This is a genomic window from Pseudomonas sp. KD5 (genome assembly GCF_012932895.1).
Lineage (GTDB): Bacteria > Pseudomonadota > Gammaproteobacteria > Pseudomonadales > Pseudomonadaceae > Aquipseudomonas.
The window spans coordinates 523,290-547,683 of the sequence record NZ_JDWJ01000003.1; the positions used below are offsets into that span (position 1 = coordinate 523,290).

The window sequence follows — 24,394 nt, forward strand, 5'->3', positions numbered from 1 at the left end:
CTGTACGGGGTGTTGGCCGGGCATCGGATGCTGTGTTTCGTCGCTGTACCGCCATCATCACTGTGAACGTGCCCGAGGAGAAGACGTGGATTCCCGATTGAATGCTTTTCTTGAACGCGCCGATGCCGTTCTGGCCCGTATCGAACCGCTGCTGCCGGCGCCTCGGCAAACTGTCGACTGGACACACTGCCTGGCCGCACGCTGGCAACGCGAGGGTCGCAACGGTTTTCTGTTGCCGCTGCAAGTCAGCCTCGACATGCGCCTGTCCGACCTGATCGGCGTTGACCGGCAACTTGAGCAATTGGGCCGCAATACTCAACAGTTCCTCGACGGCATGCCTGCCAATCACGCCTTGCTCTGGGGCTCGCGGGGCACCGGTAAATCGTCGCTGGTGCGCGCCTTGCTGGCCGAACACGCCAAGAGCGGCCTGCGGCTGATCGAGATCGAGCGCGATCACCTGGCGGACTTGCCGCGAGTGGTCGAGCAGATTGCCAAGCTGCCTCAACGGTTTGTGCTGTTCTGCGATGACCTGTCGTTCGAGTCGGGCGAGGGCGATTATCGCGTGCTCAAGAGCGTACTCGATGGCTCTCTCGAGCAGGCGCCAGATAACGTTCTGCTGTACGCCACCTCCAACCGTCGCCATCTGGTGCCGGAAAAGGAAAGCGATAACGAAAACTGGAAAAGGGTCGATGGCGAGCTCCATCCCAATGAGGCGGTGGAAGACAAGATCGCACTGTCGGACCGTTTTGGTCTGTGGCTGTCGTTCTATCCGTTTACTCAGGAACATTTCCTCAACGTCGTCGAGCACTGGATCGGCCAATTGGCCGACAAGGCCGGCCTCAAGTGGCAGCGTGACGAAGAGTTGGACATCCTCGCGGTGCGCTGGGCCACGGGCCGGGGTAATCGCAACGGACGTTGCGCGTATCAATTTGCCCGCTATTGGGTCGGGCTGAAGCTGTTGGAGCAAAAGGCATGATCGATTTACAAAAGAGCGGCCAGGGCCTTGAGGGCTACGGCATGCTATGGGCACAGCTGGAATCGTTGCTGGCGGACGAGCGTGATTTTATCGCCAACGCCGCGCAATTTTCCGCGTTTCTGTTCAACCAGCTCGATGACCTGAACTGGGCCGGTTTCTACCTTAATCGCAACGATGAACTGGTGCTTGGCCCGTTTCAGGGGCAGATCGCCTGTGTACGGATTCCATTCGGTCGCGGCGTCTGCGGGGCTGCCGCTGCCACCTTGCAGACCCAGCGGGTCGAAGACGTACATGAATTCCCCGGCCACATCGCTTGTGACAGCGCATCGAACAGTGAACTCGTCGTGCCATTGGTCAAGAACGGTCGACTGATCGGTGTGCTGGACCTCGACAGCCCGAAGCTGGCGCGTTTTACCGCTGACGATCAGGCCGGAATCGAGCAACTGGCGGCGATTTTCCTGCGTCTGACCGACTGCTGATCAGGCCTTCAAGCCGGCCTTGATCAGCAGGCTTGTCGGGTCGACGGCATCGATCTGTTGTGGCTCCAGGAATTGGCTGGCGTACTGCAAGTAGATTTCGTCGTTGATGAACAGCCCGAACAATTCAGCGTCAATGTGGGCGTCACGGCACATGGTGGCCATGATGCCCAGCGCTTCGCTCAAGGACTTGGCTTTCTTGTAGGGGCGATCGGCGGCGGTCAGCGCTTCGAAAATATCGGCAATCGCCATCATCCGCGCCGGCAGGCTCATGTCTTCGCGCTTCAAGCGTTTGGGATAACCGGTGCCGTCCATTTTTTCGTGGTGGCCGCCGGCGATTTCCGCGACGTTATTGAGGTGGCCGGGGAAGGGCAGGTGACTGAGCATCAGGATCGTCTGCACCATGTGGTGATTGATGATGTAACGCTCCTCGCGGGTCAGGGTGCCTCGGACGATGCTCAGGTTGTAAAGTTCGCCCCGGTTGTACTTGTAGTGCGGCACGTCGAGCTTGAATCCCCAGGGATTGTCGTCCGGGATCAGTTCGCTGTCGGCGCGCTCGAGCAGATGCTCGGGTTTATCCGCCAACAGTGTCTCGCTGACCGGCAGGGTCGGCGTCGGGGTCCGGGCCTGGCGCCGGTTCTCTTCCCACGAGACGCCAAGCCGATCATCCAGGGTTCGGGTCCAGGTACGTTGGGCGATGGTGTTCAGCCGCTGCAGATCGGCCTCGACCATGGCCTCGCTGCCCAGGTTGCAGCGCGCCACGAACGCGAAATCATCATCCAGCGCCGCCAGGCTCGCATTGCGCAATTGCGCCAGAGGCGACTCGTCACCCCCCAGAGCGATGGCCTGCCAATAATTGATCCAGGCATCACGCTTGAGGACTTCGAAACGGGTGCGGATTTCGTGGATGCGGTCGTACAGGGTCTCAAGTTTCGTGGCTTTGTCGACCACGTATTCAGGGGTGGTGACCTTGCCGCAATCATGCAGCCAGGCGGCGATGTGCAACGCCTCCCATTCATCTTCGCTGGGCTGATAGCTACGGAAGGCCGGGTCCTGACTGGCCGCGGCCGCCTGTGCCAGCATCAGCGTCAGTACCGGTACTCGCTGGCAGTGCCCGCCGGTGTAGGGACTCTTGGCATCGATTGCGCCGGCCAGCAGCTGAATGAATGAGTCCAGCAGCTGTTTTTGCCTGGCTTGCAGGCGCTGACTTTCGATACTCACGGCGGCCGCGCCAGACACCGCCTGGAGAAACGCGATGCGATCCGGGCGCAGCTTTTCCAGGTCGTCTTGTGTGCCGCTGTCGGCCAGCAGCAGGACCAGCAGGCCCACGGTTTCGTTATGACGATTGTGTAGCCGAATACCGACCAGATGAACCCGCGGGCATTCCATCGCGAGCAAGACTTTCTGCAGATCCCCCGCCTGTTCGAAGCCCAGAGAGGTGACGACATTGTCGGCGGTCGACAGTGTTTGCATCCACTGAGGGCTCTGAGAATCCTGGGGTACGTGTCCTTGAATGTCGAATGGCGGCAAGGCCTGTGAACTGCCGTTGATGACCAGCGCATGAGGTTCCACGCGATTTTCATCACCTTCGCGCAGGTAGATCAGACCGGCCTGGGCCTGGCCGATCTGCACGGTTTCAAACAACACCCGTTGCAGCAAGGGGGCGAAACGGGTTTCGGCGCTCAGGCTGTCGGTGATCCGGAAAAAACTCGCCAGGGTGTCTTTCATGCGCGCCATCGACACGCTCAGTTGGTCGACTTCCAGCACCGGCGAGCGACGGCTGGCCGGAAAATTGAAATCGAAACTACGAATCGCATCGGCTTCCCGCACCAGGGCGCGCAGGGGGGTGACCAGCACCCTCGAGGTCAGCCAACCCATGGGCAGGCACAACAGCAGCGTTGCCAGGGTAATCAGCGCGCCTTGCCAGCGCATGCGGTAGGCATCGACGAGCAATTCGTCTTCCGGCACCAGCAGCGCCAGTTGCAGCCCCTGTGGGCCACCCTCCTGCATGCTGCTGCGCGCCGCGATCCATTGACGACCCGCGGCGTTCAGGCGATTGATCTCAGGGGGACTGGTGAGCAGGGCCGCGAGGCTGGGGCTCAGGTCGGCGGCTTTGATCAGCCGGGCTGTCTGGTCGTCGACGATCAGTTTGCTGCTGTCGGGGTAGGCAACGGCATTACCCTCGGCATCGAGCAGCACAATTTCGGTGCCGGGCGTCACCACATGTTTGGCCAGGGTTGCCGACAGTTCCGCCAGTGTAAGGTCGGCGCCCATCACCGCCTGCTCACCACTGCGCCGCGCCAGGGTTGTACCGACATTGCGGGTGGAGAAAAACAGGTAGGGCTCGGTGGTGATCTGATCACGGTCGCTGCGGGCGCTGGAGAACCAGGCGCGGGTGCGCGGATCGTAGATTTCGTCGGGGTTGTCCAGACGGCTGACGAGGGCCAGGTTCTGATCGAAAAACAAGGATTGGGAGCGGACCTGACTGCCGCCTGGATGCTCGATGCTCCATACCTGATACGCCGCGGTGTCCGGTGCCTTGAGCTGCGTTTTCAGGGCGACGCTACGCAGGGGGCGAACCATGAAGAAGTCGCCATTGCTGTAGCCCAGGTACAGCGAGGCCAGATCGGGGTTGTCCGTGAGTGATTGACTGAAGGGCTTGAGCAACGCCAGGCGTTGCTCAAGGTCGGGCGCCTGGGTTGCCGGATTGTCCGCCAGCAGGCTCAACAGATGACGAATCGGCTCATAGGTGCGATGCAGGTCCAGACGGACATCCTGCTCGATGCGATTGAAGAGCTTTTCACTGCTGGAAAGAATGATCCGGGTGGTTTGCCGATAGTTGAAAATGCCCAGCACCACCCCGGTCAGCAACAGCAGGAACGTGAACATCACGCTGATATGGATGTGCAGGGGAAATCGGCGCTGGTCCGGGCGCAGTGGGCTGGGCATTGCAGATTTCTCCATGACGATGAACACACTGCTCAGCCTTCCAGCATAGTTAACGCTCCGTCATTCTGCTGTTTGTCGTGGCGTGCGAGCTGTTGTCGCAACGCGTGATCCAGTTCGAGCATGGCGCGCTCCATGGACTTGCTGCAATCGGCCACTTGATCGTGGTGGGGCCTGTTATGGCAGGCCTTTTCGAGCGCCTCGCAACTGTCGATCAGTCGGGAGGCCTGGACGATTCGCGCCGCTCCCTTGATTTTGTGGGCAATGTCGAGGAGTGACTGCCGGTCGTTTGACCGGGACAACGTCAGCAGCGTTTGCCGATCCAGGTGATTGCTATTCAGCAGCTCGGTCAACAATCGCCGGTTCAGTGCCGGGTTGCCACCGGTTAACAGGTGCAGCCCCTCCAGGCTGAACGCCGGGTCGCGGACCGTCGGTGCAATGCCTTCGATCCATTGGCTCAAGGCTGTCAGGCTGAGAGGTTTGAAGAGGCAATCGTCCATCCCGGCTTGTTTGCAGCGTTGTCTTTCCTCCGGTTGCGCATTAGCGGTGAAACCCAGAACGGTACAGGCAGGGCGCTGCATTAGCTGTTCATGTTGGCGAATGGCACGAGCCATCTCATATCCATTCATGATCGGCATATTGCAATCGGCAATCACCAGGTCGAATGGCTGATCTTTCCACGCCTCCAATCCCGCCTCGCCATCTGCTGCGACCTTGAACCGATGCCCCAGAAACTCCAGCTGCTGGCACATGAGCAAGCGATTGGCCGGATGATCGTCGACCACCAGAACGTTCAAGGGGGCAGCGCTCTGGTGAATCTGTGGCTCGGCAATTTCCGGCATCTGTACAGGCGGCAGGGTTGCCAGATTCAGCGAAACCCGAACCTGAGTGCCGACCCCTGGCTGGCTGCTCAATTGCAGGTTGCCGCCCATCATTTCGCACAGATTGCGGCTGATCACCAGGCCCAGCCCCGCACCGCCCCTGGCTAACTGGTCGGAGTTATTGGCCTGGACGAAAGGCTCGAACAGTCGCTGCTGATCCTGCTCGCTGATCCCGGCGCCACTGTCCTCAACCAGCAACTGCAGCTGCATGCGGTCGGGCTCGTCGGTCGGTTGCAACTCGAGGCTGATCCTGACCTGACCCTGTTGCGTAAACTTGATTGCATTGCTGACCAGGTTGGACAGCACCTGTTTGAAACGCATCGGGTCCAACAGGACATCGGTCGCAGGTTTTGCAGGGTTGAATGCCAGGTGCAGTCCAAGATTCTTTTGCCGGGCCAGCCCGTCGAAGATCCTCACCACCGAGGCCACGGCTTCAGCCAGATTGACGCGTTCCGGGCTCAGGCTCAGACGTCCGGATTCGATGCGCGCAATGTCGAGAATGTCCCCGATCAGTTCCAACAGGTCTTTTGCCGAGTGATACGCGACGTCGATGGCCGGTCGATCCGGATGGCCAGGGTCAATACGTTTGAGTGTTAGCTCCAGCATGCCGATGATCGCGTTCATCGGCGTGCGGATCTCATGGCTCATGGTTGCCAGAAAGGTGCTTTTAGCCCGGTTGGCTTCATCGGCACGTTCTTTCGCCGCCTGCCGCTGTTTTATCTGGCGTCTCATATAGGCGTTCCAGGCAACGGAGATCAGCAGCAGTACGCCAGCACCGGTAACGATCTGATAGAACACTCTGTGATAGTTGCGCCAGGTACTTTGCGAGGCCGCCGAATAGCCACGCCAGCGGTTATTGATGATACCCAGCTCTTCCGGTGCGATGCTCAACAGCGCTTTGTCGAGGATGGCATTCAGTTCTTTGGCGTCGCGCCCGGTCGCCAGGGAAAATGCCGCCTGTTGGGTGCCGATGGTGGTGGTGATCTGAAGTGTCCGCTCGAAGATCCGCGATGAGATGAAGTAATTGGCGATCACCAATGAGTTCACCGCACCTTCTGCCTTGCCCTCGGCGAGCAACTCCACGGCGCTGAAGGTGTCTGGTGTTTCAACCAGGTTGATCCGCGGAAACTCGCTGCGCAGGTAATCCACTAGTGGATTGCCCTGGGCAATGGCCAGGCGTTTGTCCTGCAGCTGGTTGAGGTTAGTCGGGCTGTCGGCCGCTTTGCGTGTCAGCAGGACAAAGGAGTTTTCCAGATAAGGGCGGCTGAAGTTCAATATCGTTTCACGCTGTGCGCTGGGGAGAAGGGCGGCGATCAGGTCGGCCTGCTGGTTGGCGATCTGCTCGACCATCTCGTCATCGCTTCGGCTGCGCTGGATCTCGAAGCGCAAACCGGTACGCAATCTGATCAGTTCGAGCAGGTCAGCCGTGACACCCCGAAAGTTGCCGTCGCTGTCAAAAAACGTCAGCGGCGCAAATGCTTCATTAACCACCACCCGCACAACCGGATGTTGCGCCAGCCAGCGCTCTTCGTGGTGGGTGAGTTGCAGTTTTTGATCGGTGAGAAGAATGTCGCTGCCGGCACTCCAGCGTTTGGCGATGTTTTCCCGTTCGCTGGTGGGGATGGCCTTGAGTACCGAGTTGATGATCCCGAGCAGGTCCGGGTTGTCCTTCTGTACGGCAAAGCTGAAACCATGGGCTTCGTGTTTACCGAAGTTGGCCATGCGGATGTTGTTCAGATACCCCTTGTTGATCATGTAATGAGTTGAAATGGTGTCACCGAGAAAAACGTCGGCCTGGTCGAAGGCAACCGCATTGATTGCATTCTGGTAGGACGGGTAGGAGGTGATGATTGCCTTGGGGTATAGCACCCTGACTTCATCCAGAGGCAGATAGTGATAGACCATGCTAAGTCGCAGGCCGGCGAGTCCATCTGACAGTGATCGGGTTTCTCCTTCCCGTGTGACCAGCACGGGTTGATCCACTGCGTAAGGGATGGACAGCGCAATGTCGGCATTGTCGGCCTCGAACCCGTTGGCGGTGCCAAGCATGTCGACCTGACCCTTTTCCAGTGCCTCGATCGCAGCCCCTCGGGACGCGAAGCGCTGAACCTTGACGGGCAACCCCGTAACCTTGCCGAGGATGCCGGCGTAGTCGGCGGTGAAACCTTCGTAGTCGTGGCCGCTGAGGGTCAGGTCGAAAGGTGGATAATCCGGGCCTGACGTACCCAGGATCAATTCACGTTTGTCTTTGACCCATTGTCTTTGTGAGGTACCCAGTTGGACTTCCATGTGCCCGGTCGTTGAGCGACTGAGCAGGGTGTAGTTTTCGCTGGCCGTCTGCGCCGCGAGCACCGGGGTACTCAGGCATAAAGCCGCGACCATGAGTCTTAGATAATCCTTCAAACGACTGGGCATCCTGTTCCTCACACTAGCGCGTTACGTTTTGCCATATCGATGAGTTCAACCAGAGATTTGGCTTTGAGTTTCTGCATAAGTCGTTTTTTATAGGTGCTGACAGTTTTGTTGCTGAGGAACATGCCCTTGGCAATTTCCTTGTTGGTGCGACCTTGGGCGAAAAGTTGTAATACCATCAACTCTCGATCATTTACGGATTTGAATAAGTCCAGGTCTGCCCACTGTGCGTCGTCACAACGAACTGGGTTCAAGGCCTCGCTGGGGAAGTAGTTGTAACCTGATAATACTGCTTTGATCGCGCTCACCAGTTCACTGAGCTCTTCCTGTTTGCATACATACCCTGATGCACCTGACTGCATGCAGCGAATACCAAAAAGTTTTGGGCATTGTGCAGTTAGCACCAGTGTTTTTAATGGCGTGCTCATTGCGTTGAAACGTGAGAGCACTTCCAGCCCATCCAGTTTGGGAATACTGATGTCGAGGATGATCAGGTCGGGCATGCATTCGCGCACCATTTGCATGGCATCGACGCCATTGTCAGTTTCACCGACGACTTTGTAACCTTCATGTTCCAGCAGCATTCGAACGGCAAGGCGGATGACAGGGTGATCGTCGACAATAAAAACGGAGTTCATAATCAAATCCCATACGTGCACAAATAAAGCGCGCACCTTAGCTCAGTAGTTGAGGGGACGCATGAACTGACAAGCCGATAGCATCAATATAGGAAAAGTCCTACAATTGAAAAAGAAATGGACTACGTACCAACTAGGTTGTGAATGAGGAAGGGGTAAAGTTTTGATGGTGTAGTCAAGAGGGTGAAAACGTTCGGTTATAAGTTTTAATCTGTGTTTTTGGTGTGGTTTTAGTGTGTGGTGTTTTATTGTGAGGCTAAGGTCAACAAGTTTCTAAAGTCTGATTGTTTCAATGGTTTGATCAAATAACCCAGCAAGGGAAGTCCGTGTTCGTAGGCTACTGTTTTAAGTTTTTCCAGTTCGGCGGATGTCAGGCTGCTCAGCAGTATTGCCTGTCTGATCATTCCCCGGTGACTGGCGAACTCGATCAAATCAAGACCGGGAAGGTCGGGCAGGCATTGGTCGCACAGAAGAATATCGAACGGTTGCGCAGCTTTGAGCATTTGTTGCAAGGCGCCTTCGGCACTGTCAGTGGTGGTCAGCTGGGTGAAGCCGTAACTCTCGAGCAGGTATTGAGTCGCTCTCAGCTGAAACGGATGATCTTCCACCAGCAATATGTGCCAATCGTGTTTGAACGTAGGAGTTTTCATGCGTCATCTGTCGAGCAGTGGGTGTGCAATTGTTTCGCGAGATGGCCGAACAATCGATCAGTCAGCTCTGCACAAGGTGTAGGGCGATTCTGTCGATGTTGAAATACAGATGAATGTCGAGGCATTCGATCAGCCGTTCAGGCATCGCTGACACGGCTGATCGATGCGCTGTTATCCGTGGCTTGAACGACCGGTCATTTCCAGCGCCATTTCACCGGCATAGCTGTCGGTCATGCCGGCGATGAAATCAATCATGCGCAAAAAAGAGGTGTGCAACGGGCCATGGGGATCGGGTGCATTGTTGCCCAACAGGTCGAGTATGCGCCGGTTCTTGAAGGAGGGCGTACGACCGTTGTGCTGCTCCAGTGCTGCGCCGCAAAAAGCATTGAGCAGGATTTCCAGGGTGGTGTAGGCGCCGATTTCGTGGAGCGTCTTGCGCTTGTCCTGGAAGATTTTTTTGCGTGCCATGTCCTTGGCATTCAAGACACAGCGTTTGGCCGGGCCATGCATGTGTTCGACAAGGTCCCCCGGTAGCGTGCCGGACAGCAACGCGTCCTGTTGCTCGACAAAGGCTCGGGCAGCTGCGTTGGTCAGGTGTTCGATGGCTTTGCCCCGCAGAATCGCCAGTTTGCGCCGCCGCGAATCCTGTGGACCGAGCTGGCGATAGGTTTCCGGGAGATCGTCGCCCACCAGGTCCAGCAGCAGGGACTCGACTTCGGCGTACTCCAGCAGCTCCATTTCCAGGCCATCTTCCAGATCGATCAGCGCGTAGCAGATGTCGTCGGCGGCCTCCATCAGATACACCAGCGGATGGCGCGCCCAGCGCTGCTCTTCCAGTTGGGGCAGGCCGAGTTTATGAGCGATCTGTTCCAGCAGCGGCAGTTCGCTCTGGTAGCAGCCGAACTTGTGTTTCTTGTAGCCCAGTGAGTCGGCGTGCCGGGCCGTCCACGGGTATTTCAGGTAGGTGCCCAGGGTGGCATAGGTCAGCCGGGTGCCTCCTTCGAACTGATGGTATTCAAGCTGGGTGAGCACCCGGAAACCTTGGGCATTGCCTTCGAAGTTGAGGAAGTCGTTGCGTTCGGCTTCGCTCATGGCATCCAGCCAGCCACGGCCGGCGGCCTGCTGGAACCAGTGGCGGATCGCGTCTTCGCCAGAGTGGCCGAAGGGTGGGTTGCCGATGTCATGGGCCAGGCAGGCCGATTGCACCACCATCCCCAGGTCGCTCGGTTCGCACCAGTCGGGCAGCGCGCTGCGGATGGTTTCACCGACGCGCATCCCCAGCGAACGGCCGACGCAGCTGACTTCCAGCGAGTGGGTCAGGCGTGTATGAATGTGATCGTTGCTGGAGACCGGATGGACCTGGGTCTTGCGCCCGAGACGGCGAAACGCGCCTGAGAAAATGATCCGGTCGTGGTCTTTATGGAAAGGACTGCGGCCGAGTTCTTCCGGGCTGTGCACAGGTTTTCCGAGGCGTTCGCGGGTAAGCAGGGTGTGCCAATCCAAGGCTGGTTTCTCCGTCAGGTGACTGAACCCCTAGCTTCCCGTTTCGCGCTGGTACCTGCAAGGAGAACTACAACCCCGCAGCGTCGATATCGATGAGCAGTAGCCGTTCGCCGTTATCGAAAAACTGCCCGGCAGTGAGGCAGTACTGATTGCTGGTGGCGTCGCGGTAAGTGTTGGAAAGCGTCAGACGGCGCTCATCCCAACCCTCGGCCAGCAGGTGATAGAAATAGGGGCGCCATGACCAGTTATGGCCCAGGTAGCGGTTATCGGCTTCCCAGCCGTTGTTGCGCCATTCCAGGTTGGGGGTCAGTTGCGTGCCGTGGCGGTCGCACTGATAAAAACGCAGCAGCCATGGAAACGCCTGCAGTTGCGGCAAGGCGCTGAGGGGGGCGCTGGCTTGAGCCCAGGCTTGCAGGATGGTCATCAGTTCGCTGAGTTGCTGGCGCATGATCATCAGGCGAGCGCGTTCAGTCAGCTTTTGCTGAACGTAACGCTGGCGCAGTTGCGCGAAGCGCTCGACAAAGGCGTCGGTGGCGAAGAAATCCGCTTGCGCTCGGGCGAACAGAAAACCCTGTACGTAGCGTGAGCCACACTCCAGGGCAAAATTCAGTTGAGCTTCGGTTTCCACACCTTCGGCGATGATCCAGCAACCGGTTTTTTCCGCCATTTGCGCCAGTGCCTTGACCACATCGCTGCTGGGACCGCCCAACGCGGCGGCCTGGAACAGTCGCATGTCGAGTTTGAGAATGTCCGGTTGCAGGGCCAGCACGCGATCGAGTTGAGAGTAACCGGCACCGAAATCATCAATGGCGATCCGCGCCCCAGCTTGCCGGTAGCGGGCCACGACTTCAGCCAGACGCTGGCTGTCGCCGCCCAATTCGGTGATCTCGAAGACGATTCGCTGTGCATCGACACCATGCCTGCTCAGTTGCTTGAGGCTCGGCAGTGCCTGGTCCCGGCGCAAGCGGCTGATCCAGCGGGGTGAGATGTTCAGGCTGAGAAACCAGTCCGCGGGTGCTTCATGCAGACGGCTCAGGGCGTTGTCGCGAATCTGGCGATCGAGACGTCGCAGGGCGATGGCCGGGGTTCGCGGATCGGCGAACAGCGCACCTACCGAGATCAGTTGACCATCGGCCTGGCGCAGTCGGCCCAGCGCTTCGACACCCGCGATACGGCCTGTGGCGGTATCGATGAATGGCTGAAAACAGGCGAGCGGTTGCCCGTCGATCACGAGGCCTCCTTATTAAGGTGTTGTTCTGGATAAATACCTGATCGCCAGGTAGGCACGCAGGATCAACCTCTCGATAAAGAGGTTGATCCTGGTGGTACTGCAAGAATGCAGCCAGACAAGACTGATTAGTGTTTGCGCGAAGCGCTCTGCATGACCAGCTTGATCAGCGGCCCTAATGCGGCGCCCAGGCTAACCAGCTTGGTCAGGCTACCGAGACCACCGCCCTTGGCACCCTTGCCGGTCAGAAAGCCCAACCCGAGTACGGCGGCGATGCCCCAGAGCGGGGCGTGTTTGATGCCGAAGCCGTCTTGTAGGCTTTGTGTCATGCCGCGCACCCGTTGCAGGGGTTGCAGCAGTTGTTGGGATTCGTGGCGAATTTCCTGGCGATGCATTTCCATGCGCAGGCGGATCAGTGCCTTGCGCATTTCAGTTCGCGAACTATTGCGGGGAAGTTCAGGCATGCTCATGGCAACAGACGCTCCCGATCATTGGCCAGCTCTTCGAGGGTGCCATGGAAGGGTGAGGATTCATCGAAAATCGCTGCCCTCAAGCGCATCGCGCAGAACAACGTAGCGAGGGTGTAGAACACACAGAGCCCGATGATCGCCGCCAGGCGATAGGTGTCCCAGAACAGGATCAACACCAGCGTCGACAACCCCACCAGCAACAACAAGGCAAAGACCAGCGTCAGGCCTGCAAACAGCAACAGGCTTACGGTACGTGCTTTTTGCTCCTGCAGTTCGATGCCGAACAGTTCGACATGGCTATGCAGCAATCCAAGAAACGCGGCACCCAGGCGCCGCGATGAAGAGCGGGTGCCCGTCGCGGACGAGCCGGATTCATCGATCGCCATATCAGCGCCGAGTGGCCAGCAGACCAATCAGGAAACCCACGCCGGCTGCAATCCCGACCGATTGCCATGGGTTGGCCTGAACGTAATCTTCCGTGGCGGCGACGGCCGCTTTGCCGCGCTCTTGCAGGGCGTCTTCGGTCAGCTTCAGGGTTTCCCGGGCACGCAGCAGGCTGTCGCGGATCTGTTCGCGCAGCTCGTCGGCCTGATCACCGGCCAGGGAGGCGGTGTGTTCCAGCAACCGTTCGGTGTCGCTGACCAGTGTCTGAAAATCTTCCATCAGAATTTCTTGAGCAGTCTTTGCCTTGATGCGTGCCATTGGTGATCTCCGTAAGTGGCTTCTGAAGCGTTCGAGTATGAGCCTTGCGCGAAGGTTCAGTACAAATGACTGGTACAACTTTTGCTACGTCGTGGTGCGTCAGCCGGCGCTATTGCGCTGTTGCCGGGCATGATTTCAGGAAACCCCTGACTCAAACAATTAAAACTCGCGCAGAGGCGGCGGTCTTGTGCGCCAAAGCGGTTCATCCGGATCAGCGCAACGGGCTGGATGAGCTGCAACTTGGTGCGTCAGCCATCTTCGCGAACTGCTTTGGTGCTTTTTTTCAGCCTTCAGGTCTGCCAATCCATGGAAAATCTGCAAAGTGCTGTGGACAGTCTGGTCCATAGCTCCAACACGTTGTTCATCCTTATCGGTGCGGTCATGGTTCTTGCCATGCACGCCGGTTTCGCCTTTCTTGAGGTCGGTACGGTTCGCCAAAAGAATCAGGTCAACGCCTTGTCGAAGATCCTCAGCGACTTCGCCATTTCGACCCTGGCCTACTTCTTTATAGGCTATTGGATTTCCTATGGGGTCAGTTTTATGCAACCGGCGGCGGTGATCACCGCCGATCATGGCTATGGGCTGGTGAAGTTTTTCTTTCTGCTGACCTTTGCCGCGGCGATACCTGCGATCATTTCCGGAGGCATCGCCGAGCGCGCCCGGTTCGTCCCGCAGTTGTGCGCGACGGCGCTGATCGTGGCGTTTATCTACCCCTTCTTCGAAGGCGTGGTCTGGAACGGCAACTTCGGTCTGCAAGCCTGGTTGCTGGAACATTTTGGCGCCAGTTTCCATGACTTTGCCGGCTCTGTGGTGGTTCACGCCATGGGCGGCTGGCTGGCACTCGCGGCGGTGTTGCTGCTGGGGCCGAGGCAAGGTCGTTATCGCGACGGGCGACTGGTGGCATTCGCACCGTCGAGCATTCCCTTTCTGGCGTTGGGGTCGTGGATCCTGATCGTCGGCTGGTTCGGTTTCAACGTGATGAGCGCCCAGACCCTGCAAGGGGTCAGCGGGCTGGTGGCGGTGAATTCGTTGATGGCGATGGTCGGCGGCACGGTGGCGGCGTTGATCGTCGGGCGCAATGACCCGGGCTTCCTGCATAACGGCCCGTTGGCCGGATTGGTGGCTATCTGCGCCGGTTCGGATCTGATGCACCCGGTGGGCGCATTGGTGACCGGCGCCATCGCCGGGGGCCTGTTTGTCTGGTGCTTTACCGCAGCTCAAGGCAAGTGGCGTATTGACGATGTGCTGGGTGTCTGGCCTTTGCATGGGCTGTGTGGTGTCTGGGGCGGGATCGCTTGCGGCATCTTCGGGCAAACCGCTTTGGGTGGTTTGGGGGGTGTGAGCCTGATCAGCCAGTTGATCGGCACCTCTTTGGGGGTGGTCGTGGCGCTGGCCGGTGGTTTTGCCGTGTATGGCGCGATCAAGGCGGTCCATGGCTTGCGCCTGAGCCAGGAAGAAGAGTATTACGGCGCGGATTTGTCGGTGCACAAGATCGGCGCCGTGAGCCAGGATTGAATCAGCGTTCTTCATCGTTGGCGCCGGGATAAAAATCGTGCAGCAGGCGATAGCGGTCATGTCGTACCTGGTCGACCCGATCCTGCACCTGCTGACCGGGTATGCCCAGCATGATCAGCGCGTGGGAGGCGAGCATCAGGCTGGACTCCAGCAACTCGGGTACGACTTCGCTGGCACCGGCCGCCTTCAACTCGGCCAACTGGCTGTCATCCCGGGTGCGCACCAGGATCGGCACGGTCGGGTTGAACCGCCGTGCTTCCTTGAGAATCAGCAGGGCGATGTCCGTCTTGTCCACGGCAACCACCAACAATCTTGCACGCTCCAGCCCTATCGCGATCAGCAGCTCGCCGCGGCGTGAGTCGCCGTAGTGCACACTGCTTTCATTGACCACGGCTTCCTGGACCCGAACCGGATCGGTGTCCAGCGCGATGTACGGTTGCTGAACATGACGCAGGAAACGCCCGATGGATTGACCGACGCGGCCGTAGCCACAGATCACCACGTGATTGTGCAGGCCGGCGTTGAGCGCGCTGATTTCTTCGAGTTCGGCTGCTTTGTTGGGTTTGCGGTGCAGACGCATGGCGATGCGGGGAGCGGCGCGCAGGAGTACAGGCGTTACCAGCATCGAGCAGAACGTGGCGGCCAGCAGCAGGCCGCCGAGGTCGGCGGGCATCAGTTTGTTCTGTTGCATCTGCGCCATCAGGGCAAAGCAGAATTCGCCGCCCTGGGCCAATGCCAGGCCGCTACGCCAGGCGGTTTCACCATCGCTGCCGCGCCATTTGACCAGCAGGGCGACCACGGTGCCTTTGATCAGCAGCAACCCAAGCGTCAGACCGAGAATCAGCAGGCCGTGGCTGGCAAACAGGCGCAAGTCGATCAGCATGCCGATACTGACGAAGAACACTCCGAGCAGAATATCGCGGAACGGACGGATGTCGGCCTCGATCTGATGTCGGTAATGGCTTTCCCCCAGCAGCATGCCGGCGAGAAAGGCGCCCAGGGCAGGAGAGAGGCCGAGCAGGTGAGTCAGCCAGGCCGTCAGCAGAACAATCACCAGTGCCAACAGCACGAACAGCTCCGCGGACCGGGCCGCGGCGACTTCATGGAACAGCCGTGGCAGAAACCAGCGACTGACCAGCAGCAAACCGACGAACAGCACCAGGGTCTTGGCCAGCGTCAACGGCAGCGCCCAATACCAGGCCTGGTCGCTGCTGCCGGCGAACACCGGCACAAGCGTCAGCAGCAACACCGCAATCACGTCCTGGAACAACAGCACGGCGATGGCATTCTGGCCGTGACGGCTGAATATTTCGCCGAGGCTGCTCAACTCCTTGCTGACAATGGCGGTAGACGACAGCGCCAGACCGGCGCCGAGTAACAGGGCCGGTGTGATCGGCATGCCGAACAGCATCAGCAAAGCTCCCAGCAAGATCCCGGACCCCAGCACTTGCAGGCTGCCCAGGCCAAACACCACCTGGCGCAGTGCGAGCATCTTCGACAGGGAAAACTCAAGCCCCAGGGAGAACAGCAGGAACACCACGCCCAATTCAGCCAGATCGGGCAAATCTTCGTTTTCGTTCACCCAGTTGAACGCTGTCGGCCCGATCATCAGCCCTACGCACAAGTAGCCCAGCACCGGTGGCAAACGCAGGCGCTGGAACAGTGCAATCACCACCAGGGAGGAGGCGAGGATGATCAACAAGTTGGCAAACACAAAAAACTCCGATGAGGGTTCTGGCTACTCAAGCGTAGAGGCAAAAAAGACGCGAGCATCGCGCAAATGACCGCTGACGCAAATGATTTGCGTCAGAATTTTGCCGAAATCTCTTGAAATCACCGTTGCTTGGACGTCGGCTCGACTGCGTTTGATGGCGGGCCTAGAATGAGCGCTTACTTCGTTTGGTCTTGTCGTCATGCCTCCTGAATGTCAGCTGTTCGGCACCGTTGGTTGCCATCTTTGTGAAGTCGCCGAAGCCATGCTGATGGAGTTTGTCGAGCGTGGTCTGTTGGTGGAGCTGGTGGATATCGCTGACGATGAAACCTGGTTCGAAGCCTACAGCCTGCGTATTCCGGTGTTGCGTCGGGTCGATACCGGCGCTGAACTGGGCTGGCCGTTTAGTGCCGAGCAGGTGGTGGCGTTCCTGCGCGAATCCTGACACTGCTGGCGATGCCCCACCTGTCGCGATCCTCGTTTCATTCGTTGGCGAAAGGTTGGTTATTCGGTTACTGTATGTGTATACAGTTATTCGGATTGCCTGCCATGCTTCTCCCTGTTCGGGTTTGGGCAGATGATCCCGGACGTCAGAGGGATGAAATGTGGTCAATGTCGAACAATTGAAGAACAGCGTGAACCGGATGTCGGCGGACGTGGTGCGCGAGGCGGTTCTCGAATTGCGTCTGGATGGTCTGGTCACGGAAGGAAAAACGCCTTTCAACAAACTGCATTTCAATACCTGTTTCGCCGAAATCGAAGCCTTGTTCCAGCGTGCGGGTTATCACCGGCAGCTCGATGTCGTGGGCTATCAGGGGTTGTTGTATGCGCTTTATGATCCGGGTCGCTGGGAAGCGGTCGATGTGCTGCGCTGGCTCAAGGAGTTCACCGAAGCGGCCGCTCGAACGCAGTCAATACCGGCCTGAGGATTCTCTTCTAGGTTCGTTCCGGCCACTGTTGGATAATGCTGCCCTGCATTGAGGGTTAGAGTTTTTCGTATGTCCACTTCATCGTTTTCTGCTGCGCACAACCAGGCCAGCACGCTCTATCTGCCGCCTGGTCCGTGGCAGACCGTATTCGATTGCCTGTGCGAACACTTCAGCGCCATCGGTCGTGAGCAATGGCTGGACAGAATTGCTCGCGGTCGTGTCCTCGATGGGCAAGGCATGCCGATCGCCCTGGACCTGCCTTACAAGGAAGGTTTGCGGATTCATTATTTTCGTGAAGTACCGGACGAAAAACCGATCCCGGTGGTGGAGTCGATCCTCTATGCCGACGAGCATCTGGTGGTGGCGGACAAACCGCACTTCCTGCCGGTGACGCCGGCTGGGGAGTATGTGGAGCAGACATTGCTGCGACGACTGATCCGGCGACTGGATAACCCGCATCTGGTGCCTTTGCATCGTATTGACCGGCATACAGCAGGGCTGGTGCTGTTCTCAGCCAATCCTCAGAGTCGGTCGGCGTATCAGTCGTTGTTTCCTACACGTCAGATCGAAAAACGCTACGAAGCAATCGCCCGGGCATTGCCTGAACTGACCTTCCCGATGGTTCATAAAAGTCGACTCATCGATGGCGAGCCGTTTTTTCGCATGCAGGAAGGTCCGGGCGTTAGCAATACGGAGACGGCTGTCGAGGTCAGGGAAAAAAACGGTGAATTCTGGCGCTATGCGCTTTACCCGGTAACGGGCAAGAAACATCAGTTGCGAGTGCACATGGCGGCCCTGGGGGCTGGCATCTGCAATGACCCGTTCTATCCGCAGGTGCTCAAGGACGTAGAAGACGACTATGCCAACCCCTTGAAGCTGCTGGCCCAGGGATTGCGATTTGTCGATCCGGTCACGGGGCAGGAAAGAGAGTTCGAAAGCACAATCGCCCTGGAGTGGTGATTACAGGCAAACCTGCTTTTCTTCAGCCACGAAAAAGCCCGCTTTAAAAGCGGGCTTTTCTGTATCCGATGGTCGCCGCAAAGATTACAACTCTTTAACGGTACGAACCTGATCCTTGTTGATACGGATGTGTTTGCCATCCAGCTGTTCGAACTCGTAAAAGCCCGATTCTTGATCGTACTTAGGCGCGTCGACGGCCTGGATTTCTCGACCGTCATTCAAGGTGATCACTGAAGGCGATGCACAACCGGCGAGGGTCGCAAGGCCCAGTGCGAGCATGAAAGTGGCGAGGGTCCGTTGGGTCATGGGTGTGTCTCCGAATGGAAAATCTTTTGAATACTGAGCTTGAGACGTATGCAGCGCGCGCAAGTTCCTTCGAGTGTCAGTCTGACACAGTGTGATGCGTGCTTAACAGTTCCGGCGTATTGAGGTTGGCCAGGCGAGGGTCGTTGTCGGGGCACTGCAGGGCCATGGCGCCCAATGTGCGCATCAGTCGGCCCGGGCTGCGCTCGCCTTCGTTCCAGGCCGTCTCGAAAGCCCCTGAAAGAACGACGGGAATCATGCACAGCAAAGGTTCCCAGTGTTCTCCATGGCGCAGCATCAACGGTTTGTCCGGATGCTGCGCGGCAGTTTCACGCATGTTCTGGAGCAGCGCCGCATCGATGCGTGGCACATCGCAGGGTAATACCAGCAGGTGCGTGTGGCGGGCGGCCTTCAGGCCTGCGCGAATACCCGCCAATGGCCCCGGAAAGTCGCCTTCATCGTCATGGACCAGTTGATCCGCATAAGGCGCATATTTCTCCAGGTTTCTGTTGCAGGAGATGATCAGATCATCACTCAGCAGACGGGTCTTGCGGTGCAGGTGCGCGATCAGTGGCTCGCCGTGCCATTCCAGCAAACCTTTGTCCTGACCGCCCATGCGTTGGCCACGCCCGCCCGCCAGGAGCAAAATGGAGCATGGCGCCAAAGGTGTATCCGAGGTCATTGCACTTCTCCATGGGGGCGGCGAAAAAATGAGGCGCTGTGATATAACACCGGACTGTTTCTCCTACAACTGGACGAGCCTATGAAAGCCAAGGCTGATGTACCTTTCGCACCGCTCAACATCGCGGTGCTGACTGTCAGCGATACCCGCACCCTGGAAACCGATACCTCAGGCCAGGTCTTCGTTGACCGCTTGAGCGCTGCCGGTCATAACCTGGCGGCCCGTGTATTGCTCAAAGATGATCTCTACAAAATTCGTGCGCAAGTGGCCAACTGGATTGCCGATGAAGTCGTGCAAGTGGTGCTGATCACTGGCGGTACCGGGTTTACCGGTCGTGACAGCACGCCCGAAGCGGTGAGTTGCTTGTTGGATAAGCAGGTCGATGGTTTTGGTGAACTATTCCGGCAGATATCGGTGGCGGATATCGGTACTTCCACGGTTCAGTCCCGGGCCTTGGCCGGTCTGGCCAATGGCACGCTGGTTTGCTGCTTGCCGGGTTCGACCAATGCGGTGCGCACCGGTTGGGACGGCATTCTCGCCGAACAACTGGATTCCCGGCACCGTCCGTGCAATTTCGTGACCCATCTGAAACAGGCGGCACCCTGTGAATCCCGCGGGTAAGCCAGGCAAGACTGGCAGCCTGATGGCTGTCGAGGTGGCGCTCGCGCGGCTACTGGAAATGGCCGACGCCTCGAGAATTCATGAGCACCAACGCTTGCCGTTGGCGCAGGTTCAGGGGCGTGTACTGGCTGCTGATCTGGTCTCGACACTTGATCTGCCGCCTTGGCCCAACAGTGCCATGGATGGGTATGCCTTGCGCGTCGCCGACTGGACGGGAGAACCGTTGCCGGTCAGCCAGAAGATTTTTGCGGGTCAGGCTCCGGAGCCCTTGAAGCCTGGGACCTGTGCGCGGATCTTCACCGGCGCGCCTGTGCCCGCGGGTGCCGACTGTGTCGAGATGCAGGAGAACGCCGAGGTTCAGGCGGATGAGCGGGTACGTTTCACCGAGACCATGACCCCGGGGCAGAACATCCGTCCACAAGGCCAGGAAACCACCGCCGGTGAGTTGATCTTGCCCGCCGGTACACGCCTGGGTCCCATCGAACAGGGGCTGGCGGCATCGTTGGGGTGCGCTGAACTGGATGTGGTTCGCAAGGTTCGTGTTGCGGTTTTGTCTACCGGGGATGAGCTGATTGAGCCGGGCCAGGCCCTTGGACCGGGACAGATCTACAACAGCAATCGAGTGTTGCTTTGCAGCTGGTTGCAGCGCTTGGGCTGTGAGGTGATCGATGCTGGCATTCTTCCCGATGATTTAGCGACCACTCGTGCCCGTCTCGGCGAGTTGAAGGATGTCGACCTGATTCTCTCCACCGGTGGCGTATCGGTGGGAGAAGCCGACTTTCTGGGCATTGCCTTGCGGGAAGAGGGCGAGTTGACCCTGTGGAAGCTTGCCATCAAGCCAGGCAAGCCGCTGACGTTCGGGCATTTTCGCGGTGTGCCTGTCATTGGTTTGCCCGGCAATCCGGCGTCAACCCTGGTGACTTTTGCTCTGTTGGCGAGGCCCTACCTCTTGCGCCGCCAAGGCGTAAAAGAGATCGAACCCCTGAAGTTTCAGGTACCGGCAGGGTTTGTCTGGCCAAAGGCTGGTAACCGACGTGAGTACTTGCGCGGACGCCTGGAGAATGGCCGGGCAATCATCTACAAGAATCAGAGCTCTGGCGTACTGCGCAGTGCCGCCTGGGCGGATGGTCTGGTTGAAGTGCTGGAGGACCGTACGCTGATCGAGGGTGATAGTGTGAGCTTCATCCCGTTGAGTGAAGTCCTGGGCTGATGCAGGTCCTGGTTCTGCCACGCAAGCCCGGTCGAAAGCGTTGGGGCTTGCGTGCATGACCGTTCCTTAATTTGCCAGAAGGGTCACGACCTGGTCGAAGCGACTGTTGGAGATCCAGCTCAAAAGCCCCAGGACCACAGCTGTTCCGCCAGCTGAATAGGCAAGCCTGTGCTTGATGGATTTTACGTCGCCGCGGACTTCATCCAGGTCCCTGCGGATGTACTTGAGATGTGTCTCCAGTTCCGTGACGCGAGGTTCCATATCAACTTCTCCGGTGGGTTTTGCGCTGCTTTTGAATTCAGCCTGCTGATTGGCGTGATTGTCTGAGAACGGCGTAATCGGAGTTACCGATTGCCTGAGGTCATGGCTTTGCATGGAATAATTGGCTCCTTGCGTTAAAACCATTCAGGTGGCCGATACTGTTATTACTTACGATTTTTGAGGACCTTAAAGGGGTTCCATTCATTGTTTGCACGTCCCTGTGTAATTTACTGGTGATGACTGATAACCGCTGACACAACGGTGTACCAATTGCCCTGATGGGTCAATTGAGCCGATTCCTCAGGTTTTGTAAGAAAAAATACCGCTCTGTAGGACTCAACTGTCCTTCCCCTGGAAATAATTGAAATCCTTGCGACTTTTATGAGGGGCTGCGAGGTCAACATCTCCCATACGGATTCGGAAAGGGGGGTGATCACAATGAGCGAGCGCAAGGCGCTGTTGATTCTGCACGGCAAGCAGGCACTCAATGAGCAGGTCCGTTCAGCTGTCGAAGGCAAGCGCCAACAAGGCTGGGAACTGGCTGTTCGATTGACCTGGGAGGCCGGTGATGCGCAGCGGCTGGTGGGGGAAGCATTGGCGGCGGGCTATACGCAGCTGATTGCCGGCGGCGGCGATGGCACCTTGCGTGATATCGCCGAAGCCATGGCGGCGCATTCGACGCAGGCCAGCCTGGTGCTTTTGCCCTTGGGCACCGCCAACGATTTTGCACGCGCCGCGGGTGCGCCCCTGGAGCCCGCTCAAGCGCTGGAGCTTTTGGAGGCCGCCCCGCATGCCATTGATCTGGGGGAGGTCGGCGGGCAGGTTTTTCTGAACATGGCCACGGGCGGCTTTGGCAGTCAGGTCACGGCCAATACTTCCGAGGATCTGAAAAAAATTCTTGGCGGCGCGGCTTATCTCTTCACCGGTTTATCGCGCTTCAGTGAGTTGCATGCGGCCTATGGCGAGTTGCAGGGGCCGGATTTTCACTGGGCCGGTGAGTTGTTGGCATTAGGCATCGGCAATGGCCGACAGGCTGGTGGTGGTCATATGTTGTGCCCGCAGGCGCTGGCTGACGATGGTCTGCTGGATATCAGCATTTTGCCCGCGCCCCAGGAAGTGGTCGGTACCTTGAAAGACCTGCTGACCGATGGTTTCGGAATCGACAGCATGTTTGTGCGAGCCCGCTTGCCGTGGGTCGAGATCAAAGTATCGGAGGGCCTTTATATCAACCTTGATGGTGAGCCTCTGGAGGGCGATAGCCTGCGTTTTTCGGCACGGCCGGCGGCATTGCGGGTGCATTTGCCCGAGGGCTCGCCGCTGCTGAGCGGCTCGAATCCGGCTAATCGTCCAGACTGATGATTTGCTCGCGTACGGCGAACAACACCAGGCCGGCCACATCGTAGATCTGCAAGCGTTTCATGATCTGCGAGCGGTGGGTTTCGACAGTCTTGATGCTCAGGCCCAAGCCATTGGCAATTTCCCGGGTGGATTTTCCGCGAACAATCAATCGCAGGATTTCCAGCTGGCGTGCCGTCAGGTTGTGCGAGTCCTGGGTTGGCGCCTGATTTTTCTGGGTTCGGGTCAGCGCCTGGTTGATGACGGTGTGGGCAATGGCCGGGCTCAGGTAGCGTTCGTTATTGCGCAAGGCATCCAGGGCATGTTCGAGCTCAGTGGCCGTGGTGTCTTTGAGCAGGTAGCCATGAGCCCCGGATTCGAGTGCTTGCATGATGAGCGCCGGGTCGGTGTGCATCGACAGGATGAGCACTTTGCACTGCGGACGTACTCGTTTGAGTCGCTGCAAGGCTTCAAGGCCACCGGTTTTCCTCATGGAAATATCCAGCAGGATGATGTCCGGCGACAGTTGTTCGACCATCTCGAGTAACTGCGAGCCGTCACTGGCCTCCCCAATGACCGCATAGCCAGGAATATCCAGCACCAGAGCGCGCACGCCAGCCCTGATAAGCGAGTGGTCGTCCACCAGAAGTAAGTTACAAGTCAATGCATAACCTTATTCGTGCTGGCCCGTTCCAGCGCACGGGGCGCCCAGGGGAAGAGTGCTTCGATTTGAGTGCCTTTGCCCGGCTCGCTGGTCACGGTCAACGTGCCGCCCAACTGATCGATCCGTTCCGACATTCCAGCCATTCCGCGTTGCCCCTCGCGAGCAGGGTCTGCCGCTGGTTCGAAACCCAGGCCGTCGTCACTGATTAACAACGTCAGGCCTTGGGGCAGACGTTGCAGGCGGACCAACAGATTCCTGGCTTCGGCATGGCGCAGCATATTGGTAACCGCTTCTTGAGTGATGCGAAAGGCCGCCACCGCCATTTCTTCCGGTATGCCAGTCAAACGTTGATGGCATTCCAGGCTCCAGTTCACAGACGTATTGGCCAGGGTTCTGAGTAAATGCGCACGCAGACTGGCTTCCAGCCCGAGACTGGTCAACTGTCGTGGGTTCAGGATGGCTGATACATCACGAACTTTGGTCAGGGTTTCGTCCAGCGTATCGCAGAGGACCGAACATTGACCCTGCAGTTCTTCAGGCAATCGACGTTTGAGCCATTCACTCTGAAGTTTTGCGGCGGTCAGCAATTGGCCAATATCATCATGCAGTTCCCGACTGAGCCGGTGACGTTCATTTTCCTGAACTTCCAGCAGACGGTCGGCCAATTCTTGAGGCTGAAACTTTATCGATTTGAGCGAGAGGCGATGCCCCACCCAGACGCAGGCCAGCGCCGCAGTATTGAGCACCAGCAGACTCACCGGCAGAGGCATCGACAAGCTGTAGACCAACAGGCTGCCAAGCGCCGAGCAGGTGCACACGAAAAGCGTGAACCGGCGCGCGCTTTTTCGGGAGGGTGGCCACAGGGCGATTGACTTGAGGCTGGCGTACATAGCGGATGGAGCCAATGGATGTTCGCTGCGGGCAGACCGGTCATAAGGGCTGACGGGTCTCTGTTTGAAAATAGGTTGTATGAGTCGCCTTTAATGACGGCAGTGCAATGCTCGAAATAAAGCCTTCAATGTTATGAGCTTGTTCGCGCCAAGGGTCACTCTGTCATTAATTGACGTCAACGAATGGGCGGCATAATACCACTTAAGATACCGTTGGTCGCGTTCGGCATATAGGTAGGCATCTTCAGGAAATAACGTTTTTGGACGATGGTTCCATAATGGAAAAGCTTTTTGATTTTTATCTTCGAAAGATATCGAGTGTGCCAGGCGTTTAGATTTTATTGGCAGGCACTATCTGAAGTCGGGGCCGGGGTATCTATTTGTTTCGAGCTGCCATCGACGGGTATGAAATATTCAAATGCGGTATGCGC

The 24,394-nt window shown here is 58.0% G+C and carries 24 protein-coding genes; 9 read left to right on the forward strand and 15 right to left on the reverse strand.

Translation table 11 applies throughout. The features are described 5' to 3' along the window. Window positions 1-85 precede the first annotated feature (85 nt). Both AF70_RS09435 and AF70_RS09440 read left to right on the forward strand, forming a co-directional pair. Window positions 86-976 carry an ATP-binding protein gene (locus tag AF70_RS09435; RefSeq protein WP_019582525.1) on the forward strand — a complete coding sequence of 297 codons (891 nt, stop codon included), beginning with the start codon at window positions 86-88 and terminating at the stop codon, window positions 974-976. Continuing rightward, window positions 973-1,455 (forward strand): GAF domain-containing protein, encoded by a 483-nt coding sequence (locus AF70_RS09440; protein ID WP_028939019.1) that lies wholly within the window; start codon window positions 973-975, stop codon window positions 1,453-1,455. Before AF70_RS09435 ends, AF70_RS09440 begins: the two co-directional genes overlap by 4 nt. Here AF70_RS09440 and AF70_RS09445 read toward each other — a convergent pair whose 3' ends face one another. From AF70_RS09445 to AF70_RS09485, 9 genes are all read right to left on the reverse strand, one after another. Then, window positions 1,456-4,401 carry an HD domain-containing phosphohydrolase gene (locus AF70_RS09445; protein ID WP_028939020.1) on the reverse strand — a complete coding sequence of 982 codons (2,946 nt, stop codon included), beginning with the start codon at window positions 4,399-4,401 and terminating at the stop codon, window positions 1,456-1,458. It lies immediately after the preceding gene. Window positions 4,402-4,433: 32 nt separating this feature from the next. Beyond that, a complete protein-coding gene (locus AF70_RS09450; protein WP_028939021.1) occupies window positions 4,434-7,694 on the reverse strand; it encodes a transporter substrate-binding domain-containing protein in 3,261 nt (1,086 codons plus the stop codon). An 8-nt stretch (window positions 7,695-7,702) separates the two neighbouring features. Then, window positions 7,703-8,329 (reverse strand): response regulator transcription factor, encoded by a 627-nt coding sequence (locus AF70_RS09455; protein WP_007940027.1) that lies wholly within the window; start codon window positions 8,327-8,329, stop codon window positions 7,703-7,705. Between the two features lie 245 nt (window positions 8,330-8,574). Beyond that, window positions 8,575-8,979 carry a response regulator gene (locus tag AF70_RS09460; protein ID WP_028939022.1) on the reverse strand — a complete coding sequence of 135 codons (405 nt, stop codon included), beginning with the start codon at window positions 8,977-8,979 and terminating at the stop codon, window positions 8,575-8,577. Between the two features lie 171 nt (window positions 8,980-9,150). Continuing rightward, the gene (locus AF70_RS09465) at window positions 9,151-10,482 is read right to left on the reverse strand and encodes a deoxyguanosinetriphosphate triphosphohydrolase (protein WP_007940029.1); all 1,332 of its coding nucleotides are present in this window, start codon (window positions 10,480-10,482) and stop codon (window positions 9,151-9,153) included. Window positions 10,483-10,549: 67 nt separating this feature from the next. After that, entirely contained in the window at window positions 10,550-11,713 is a 1,164-nt protein-coding gene (locus tag AF70_RS09470) for an EAL domain-containing protein (RefSeq protein ID WP_019582520.1), read from the reverse strand. Window positions 11,714-11,838: 125 nt separating this feature from the next. Further along, a complete protein-coding gene (locus tag AF70_RS09475) occupies window positions 11,839-12,180 on the reverse strand; it encodes a hypothetical protein (RefSeq protein WP_019582519.1) in 342 nt (113 codons plus the stop codon). Then, window positions 12,177-12,566 (reverse strand): phage holin family protein, encoded by a 390-nt coding sequence (locus AF70_RS09480; RefSeq protein ID WP_018930007.1) that lies wholly within the window; start codon window positions 12,564-12,566, stop codon window positions 12,177-12,179. The genes AF70_RS09475 and AF70_RS09480 overlap by 4 nt, the downstream gene beginning before the upstream one ends. A gap of 1 nt (window position 12,567) precedes the next feature. Continuing rightward, window positions 12,568-12,882: a YqjD family protein gene (locus AF70_RS09485; protein ID WP_007940034.1), complete on the reverse strand. Its 315-nt coding sequence runs from the start codon at window positions 12,880-12,882 to the stop codon at window positions 12,568-12,570. Between the two features lie 306 nt (window positions 12,883-13,188). Here AF70_RS09485 and AF70_RS09490 point away from each other — a divergent pair, with 306 nt between their 5' ends. Further along, the gene (locus AF70_RS09490; protein WP_026331948.1) at window positions 13,189-14,397 is read left to right on the forward strand and encodes an ammonium transporter; all 1,209 of its coding nucleotides are present in this window, start codon (window positions 13,189-13,191) and stop codon (window positions 14,395-14,397) included. Between the two features lies 1 nt (window position 14,398). On the opposite strand, the gene AF70_RS09495 is transcribed toward AF70_RS09490, so the two are convergent. Next, a complete protein-coding gene (locus tag AF70_RS09495; RefSeq protein ID WP_028939023.1) occupies window positions 14,399-16,111 on the reverse strand; it encodes a monovalent cation:proton antiporter-2 (CPA2) family protein in 1,713 nt (570 codons plus the stop codon). A gap of 199 nt (window positions 16,112-16,310) precedes the next feature. On the opposite strand from AF70_RS09495, the gene AF70_RS09500 reads away from it, so the two are divergent. The 3 genes from AF70_RS09500 to AF70_RS09510 all read left to right on the forward strand — a co-directional run bounded on the left by AF70_RS09500 (window position 16,311) and on the right by AF70_RS09510 (window position 17,997). Next, the gene (locus tag AF70_RS09500; protein ID WP_019582515.1) at window positions 16,311-16,553 is read left to right on the forward strand and encodes a glutaredoxin family protein; all 243 of its coding nucleotides are present in this window, start codon (window positions 16,311-16,313) and stop codon (window positions 16,551-16,553) included. Between the two features lie 160 nt (window positions 16,554-16,713). Continuing rightward, window positions 16,714-17,034 carry a hypothetical protein gene (locus AF70_RS09505; protein WP_007895054.1) on the forward strand — a complete coding sequence of 107 codons (321 nt, stop codon included), beginning with the start codon at window positions 16,714-16,716 and terminating at the stop codon, window positions 17,032-17,034. A 72-nt stretch (window positions 17,035-17,106) separates the two neighbouring features. Then, the gene (locus tag AF70_RS09510; RefSeq protein WP_028939024.1) at window positions 17,107-17,997 is read left to right on the forward strand and encodes a pseudouridine synthase; all 891 of its coding nucleotides are present in this window, start codon (window positions 17,107-17,109) and stop codon (window positions 17,995-17,997) included. A gap of 84 nt (window positions 17,998-18,081) precedes the next feature. Here AF70_RS09510 and AF70_RS09515 read toward each other — a convergent pair whose 3' ends face one another. Both AF70_RS09515 and mobA read right to left on the reverse strand, forming a co-directional pair. Beyond that, window positions 18,082-18,303 carry a YgdI/YgdR family lipoprotein gene (locus AF70_RS09515; RefSeq protein ID WP_007940041.1) on the reverse strand — a complete coding sequence of 74 codons (222 nt, stop codon included), beginning with the start codon at window positions 18,301-18,303 and terminating at the stop codon, window positions 18,082-18,084. A gap of 76 nt (window positions 18,304-18,379) precedes the next feature. Then, window positions 18,380-18,982 carry a molybdenum cofactor guanylyltransferase MobA gene (mobA, locus tag AF70_RS09520; RefSeq protein WP_019582513.1) on the reverse strand — a complete coding sequence of 201 codons (603 nt, stop codon included), beginning with the start codon at window positions 18,980-18,982 and terminating at the stop codon, window positions 18,380-18,382. A gap of 81 nt (window positions 18,983-19,063) precedes the next feature. Here mobA and moaB point away from each other — a divergent pair, with 81 nt between their 5' ends. Beyond that, window positions 19,064-19,603, forward strand: a complete 540-nt coding sequence (moaB, locus tag AF70_RS09525) for a molybdenum cofactor biosynthesis protein B (RefSeq protein WP_007940044.1) — start codon at window positions 19,064-19,066, stop codon at window positions 19,601-19,603. Beyond that, window positions 19,587-20,813 (forward strand): gephyrin-like molybdotransferase Glp, encoded by a 1,227-nt coding sequence (glp, locus tag AF70_RS09530; protein ID WP_028939025.1) that lies wholly within the window; start codon window positions 19,587-19,589, stop codon window positions 20,811-20,813. The genes moaB and glp overlap by 17 nt, the downstream gene beginning before the upstream one ends. Window positions 20,814-20,879: 66 nt before the next feature. Here glp and AF70_RS09535 read toward each other — a convergent pair whose 3' ends face one another. After that, entirely contained in the window at window positions 20,880-21,188 is a 309-nt protein-coding gene (locus AF70_RS09535) for a hypothetical protein (protein WP_019582511.1), read from the reverse strand. Between the two features lie 324 nt (window positions 21,189-21,512). On the opposite strand from AF70_RS09535, the gene yegS reads away from it, so the two are divergent. Further along, window positions 21,513-22,430 carry a lipid kinase YegS gene (gene yegS / locus AF70_RS09540; RefSeq protein ID WP_019582510.1) on the forward strand — a complete coding sequence of 306 codons (918 nt, stop codon included), beginning with the start codon at window positions 21,513-21,515 and terminating at the stop codon, window positions 22,428-22,430. On the opposite strand, the gene AF70_RS09545 is transcribed toward yegS, so the two are convergent. Then, window positions 22,414-23,073, reverse strand: coding sequence for a response regulator transcription factor (locus AF70_RS09545; protein WP_019582509.1), 660 nt, complete (start codon window positions 23,071-23,073; stop codon window positions 22,414-22,416). The genes yegS and AF70_RS09545 overlap by 17 nt on opposite strands. Beyond that, a complete protein-coding gene (locus AF70_RS09550; protein WP_019582508.1) occupies window positions 23,070-23,963 on the reverse strand; it encodes a sensor histidine kinase in 894 nt (297 codons plus the stop codon). The genes AF70_RS09545 and AF70_RS09550 overlap by 4 nt, the downstream gene beginning before the upstream one ends. Window positions 23,964-24,394 lie beyond the last annotated feature (431 nt).

What these genes read in the sequence shown, in the direction of transcription:
- AF70_RS09440 (WP_028939019.1), top strand. Translation starts at nt 973, where the DNA reads ATGATCGATTTACAAAAGAGCGGCCAGGGCCTTGAGGGCTACGGCATG.
- AF70_RS09445 (WP_028939020.1), bottom strand. Translation starts at nt 4,401, where the DNA reads ATGCCCAGCCCACTGCGCCCGGACCAGCGCCGATTTCCCCTGCACATC.
- AF70_RS09450 (WP_028939021.1), bottom strand. Translation starts at nt 7,694, where the DNA reads ATGCCCAGTCGTTTGAAGGATTATCTAAGACTCATGGTCGCGGCTTTA.
- AF70_RS09455 (WP_007940027.1), bottom strand. Translation starts at nt 8,329, where the DNA reads ATGAACTCCGTTTTTATTGTCGACGATCACCCTGTCATCCGCCTTGCC.
- AF70_RS09460 (WP_028939022.1), bottom strand. Translation starts at nt 8,979, where the DNA reads ATGAAAACTCCTACGTTCAAACACGATTGGCACATATTGCTGGTGGAA.
- AF70_RS09475 (WP_019582519.1), bottom strand. Translation starts at nt 12,180, where the DNA reads ATGAGCATGCCTGAACTTCCCCGCAATAGTTCGCGAACTGAAATGCGC.
- AF70_RS09480 (WP_018930007.1), bottom strand. Translation starts at nt 12,566, where the DNA reads ATGGCGATCGATGAATCCGGCTCGTCCGCGACGGGCACCCGCTCTTCA.
- AF70_RS09485 (WP_007940034.1), bottom strand. Translation starts at nt 12,882, where the DNA reads ATGGCACGCATCAAGGCAAAGACTGCTCAAGAAATTCTGATGGAAGAT.
- AF70_RS09490 (WP_026331948.1), top strand. Translation starts at nt 13,189, where the DNA reads ATGGAAAATCTGCAAAGTGCTGTGGACAGTCTGGTCCATAGCTCCAAC.
- AF70_RS09500 (WP_019582515.1), top strand. Translation starts at nt 16,311, where the DNA reads ATGCCTCCTGAATGTCAGCTGTTCGGCACCGTTGGTTGCCATCTTTGT.
- AF70_RS09510 (WP_028939024.1), top strand. Translation starts at nt 17,107, where the DNA reads ATGTCCACTTCATCGTTTTCTGCTGCGCACAACCAGGCCAGCACGCTC.
- AF70_RS09515 (WP_007940041.1), bottom strand. Translation starts at nt 18,303, where the DNA reads ATGACCCAACGGACCCTCGCCACTTTCATGCTCGCACTGGGCCTTGCG.
- mobA (WP_019582513.1), bottom strand. Translation starts at nt 18,982, where the DNA reads ATGACCTCGGATACACCTTTGGCGCCATGCTCCATTTTGCTCCTGGCG.
- moaB (WP_007940044.1), top strand. Translation starts at nt 19,064, where the DNA reads ATGAAAGCCAAGGCTGATGTACCTTTCGCACCGCTCAACATCGCGGTG.
- AF70_RS09535 (WP_019582511.1), bottom strand. Translation starts at nt 21,188, where the DNA reads ATGCAAAGCCATGACCTCAGGCAATCGGTAACTCCGATTACGCCGTTC.
- yegS (WP_019582510.1), top strand. Translation starts at nt 21,513, where the DNA reads ATGAGCGAGCGCAAGGCGCTGTTGATTCTGCACGGCAAGCAGGCACTC.
- AF70_RS09550 (WP_019582508.1), bottom strand. Translation starts at nt 23,963, where the DNA reads ATGTACGCCAGCCTCAAGTCAATCGCCCTGTGGCCACCCTCCCGAAAA.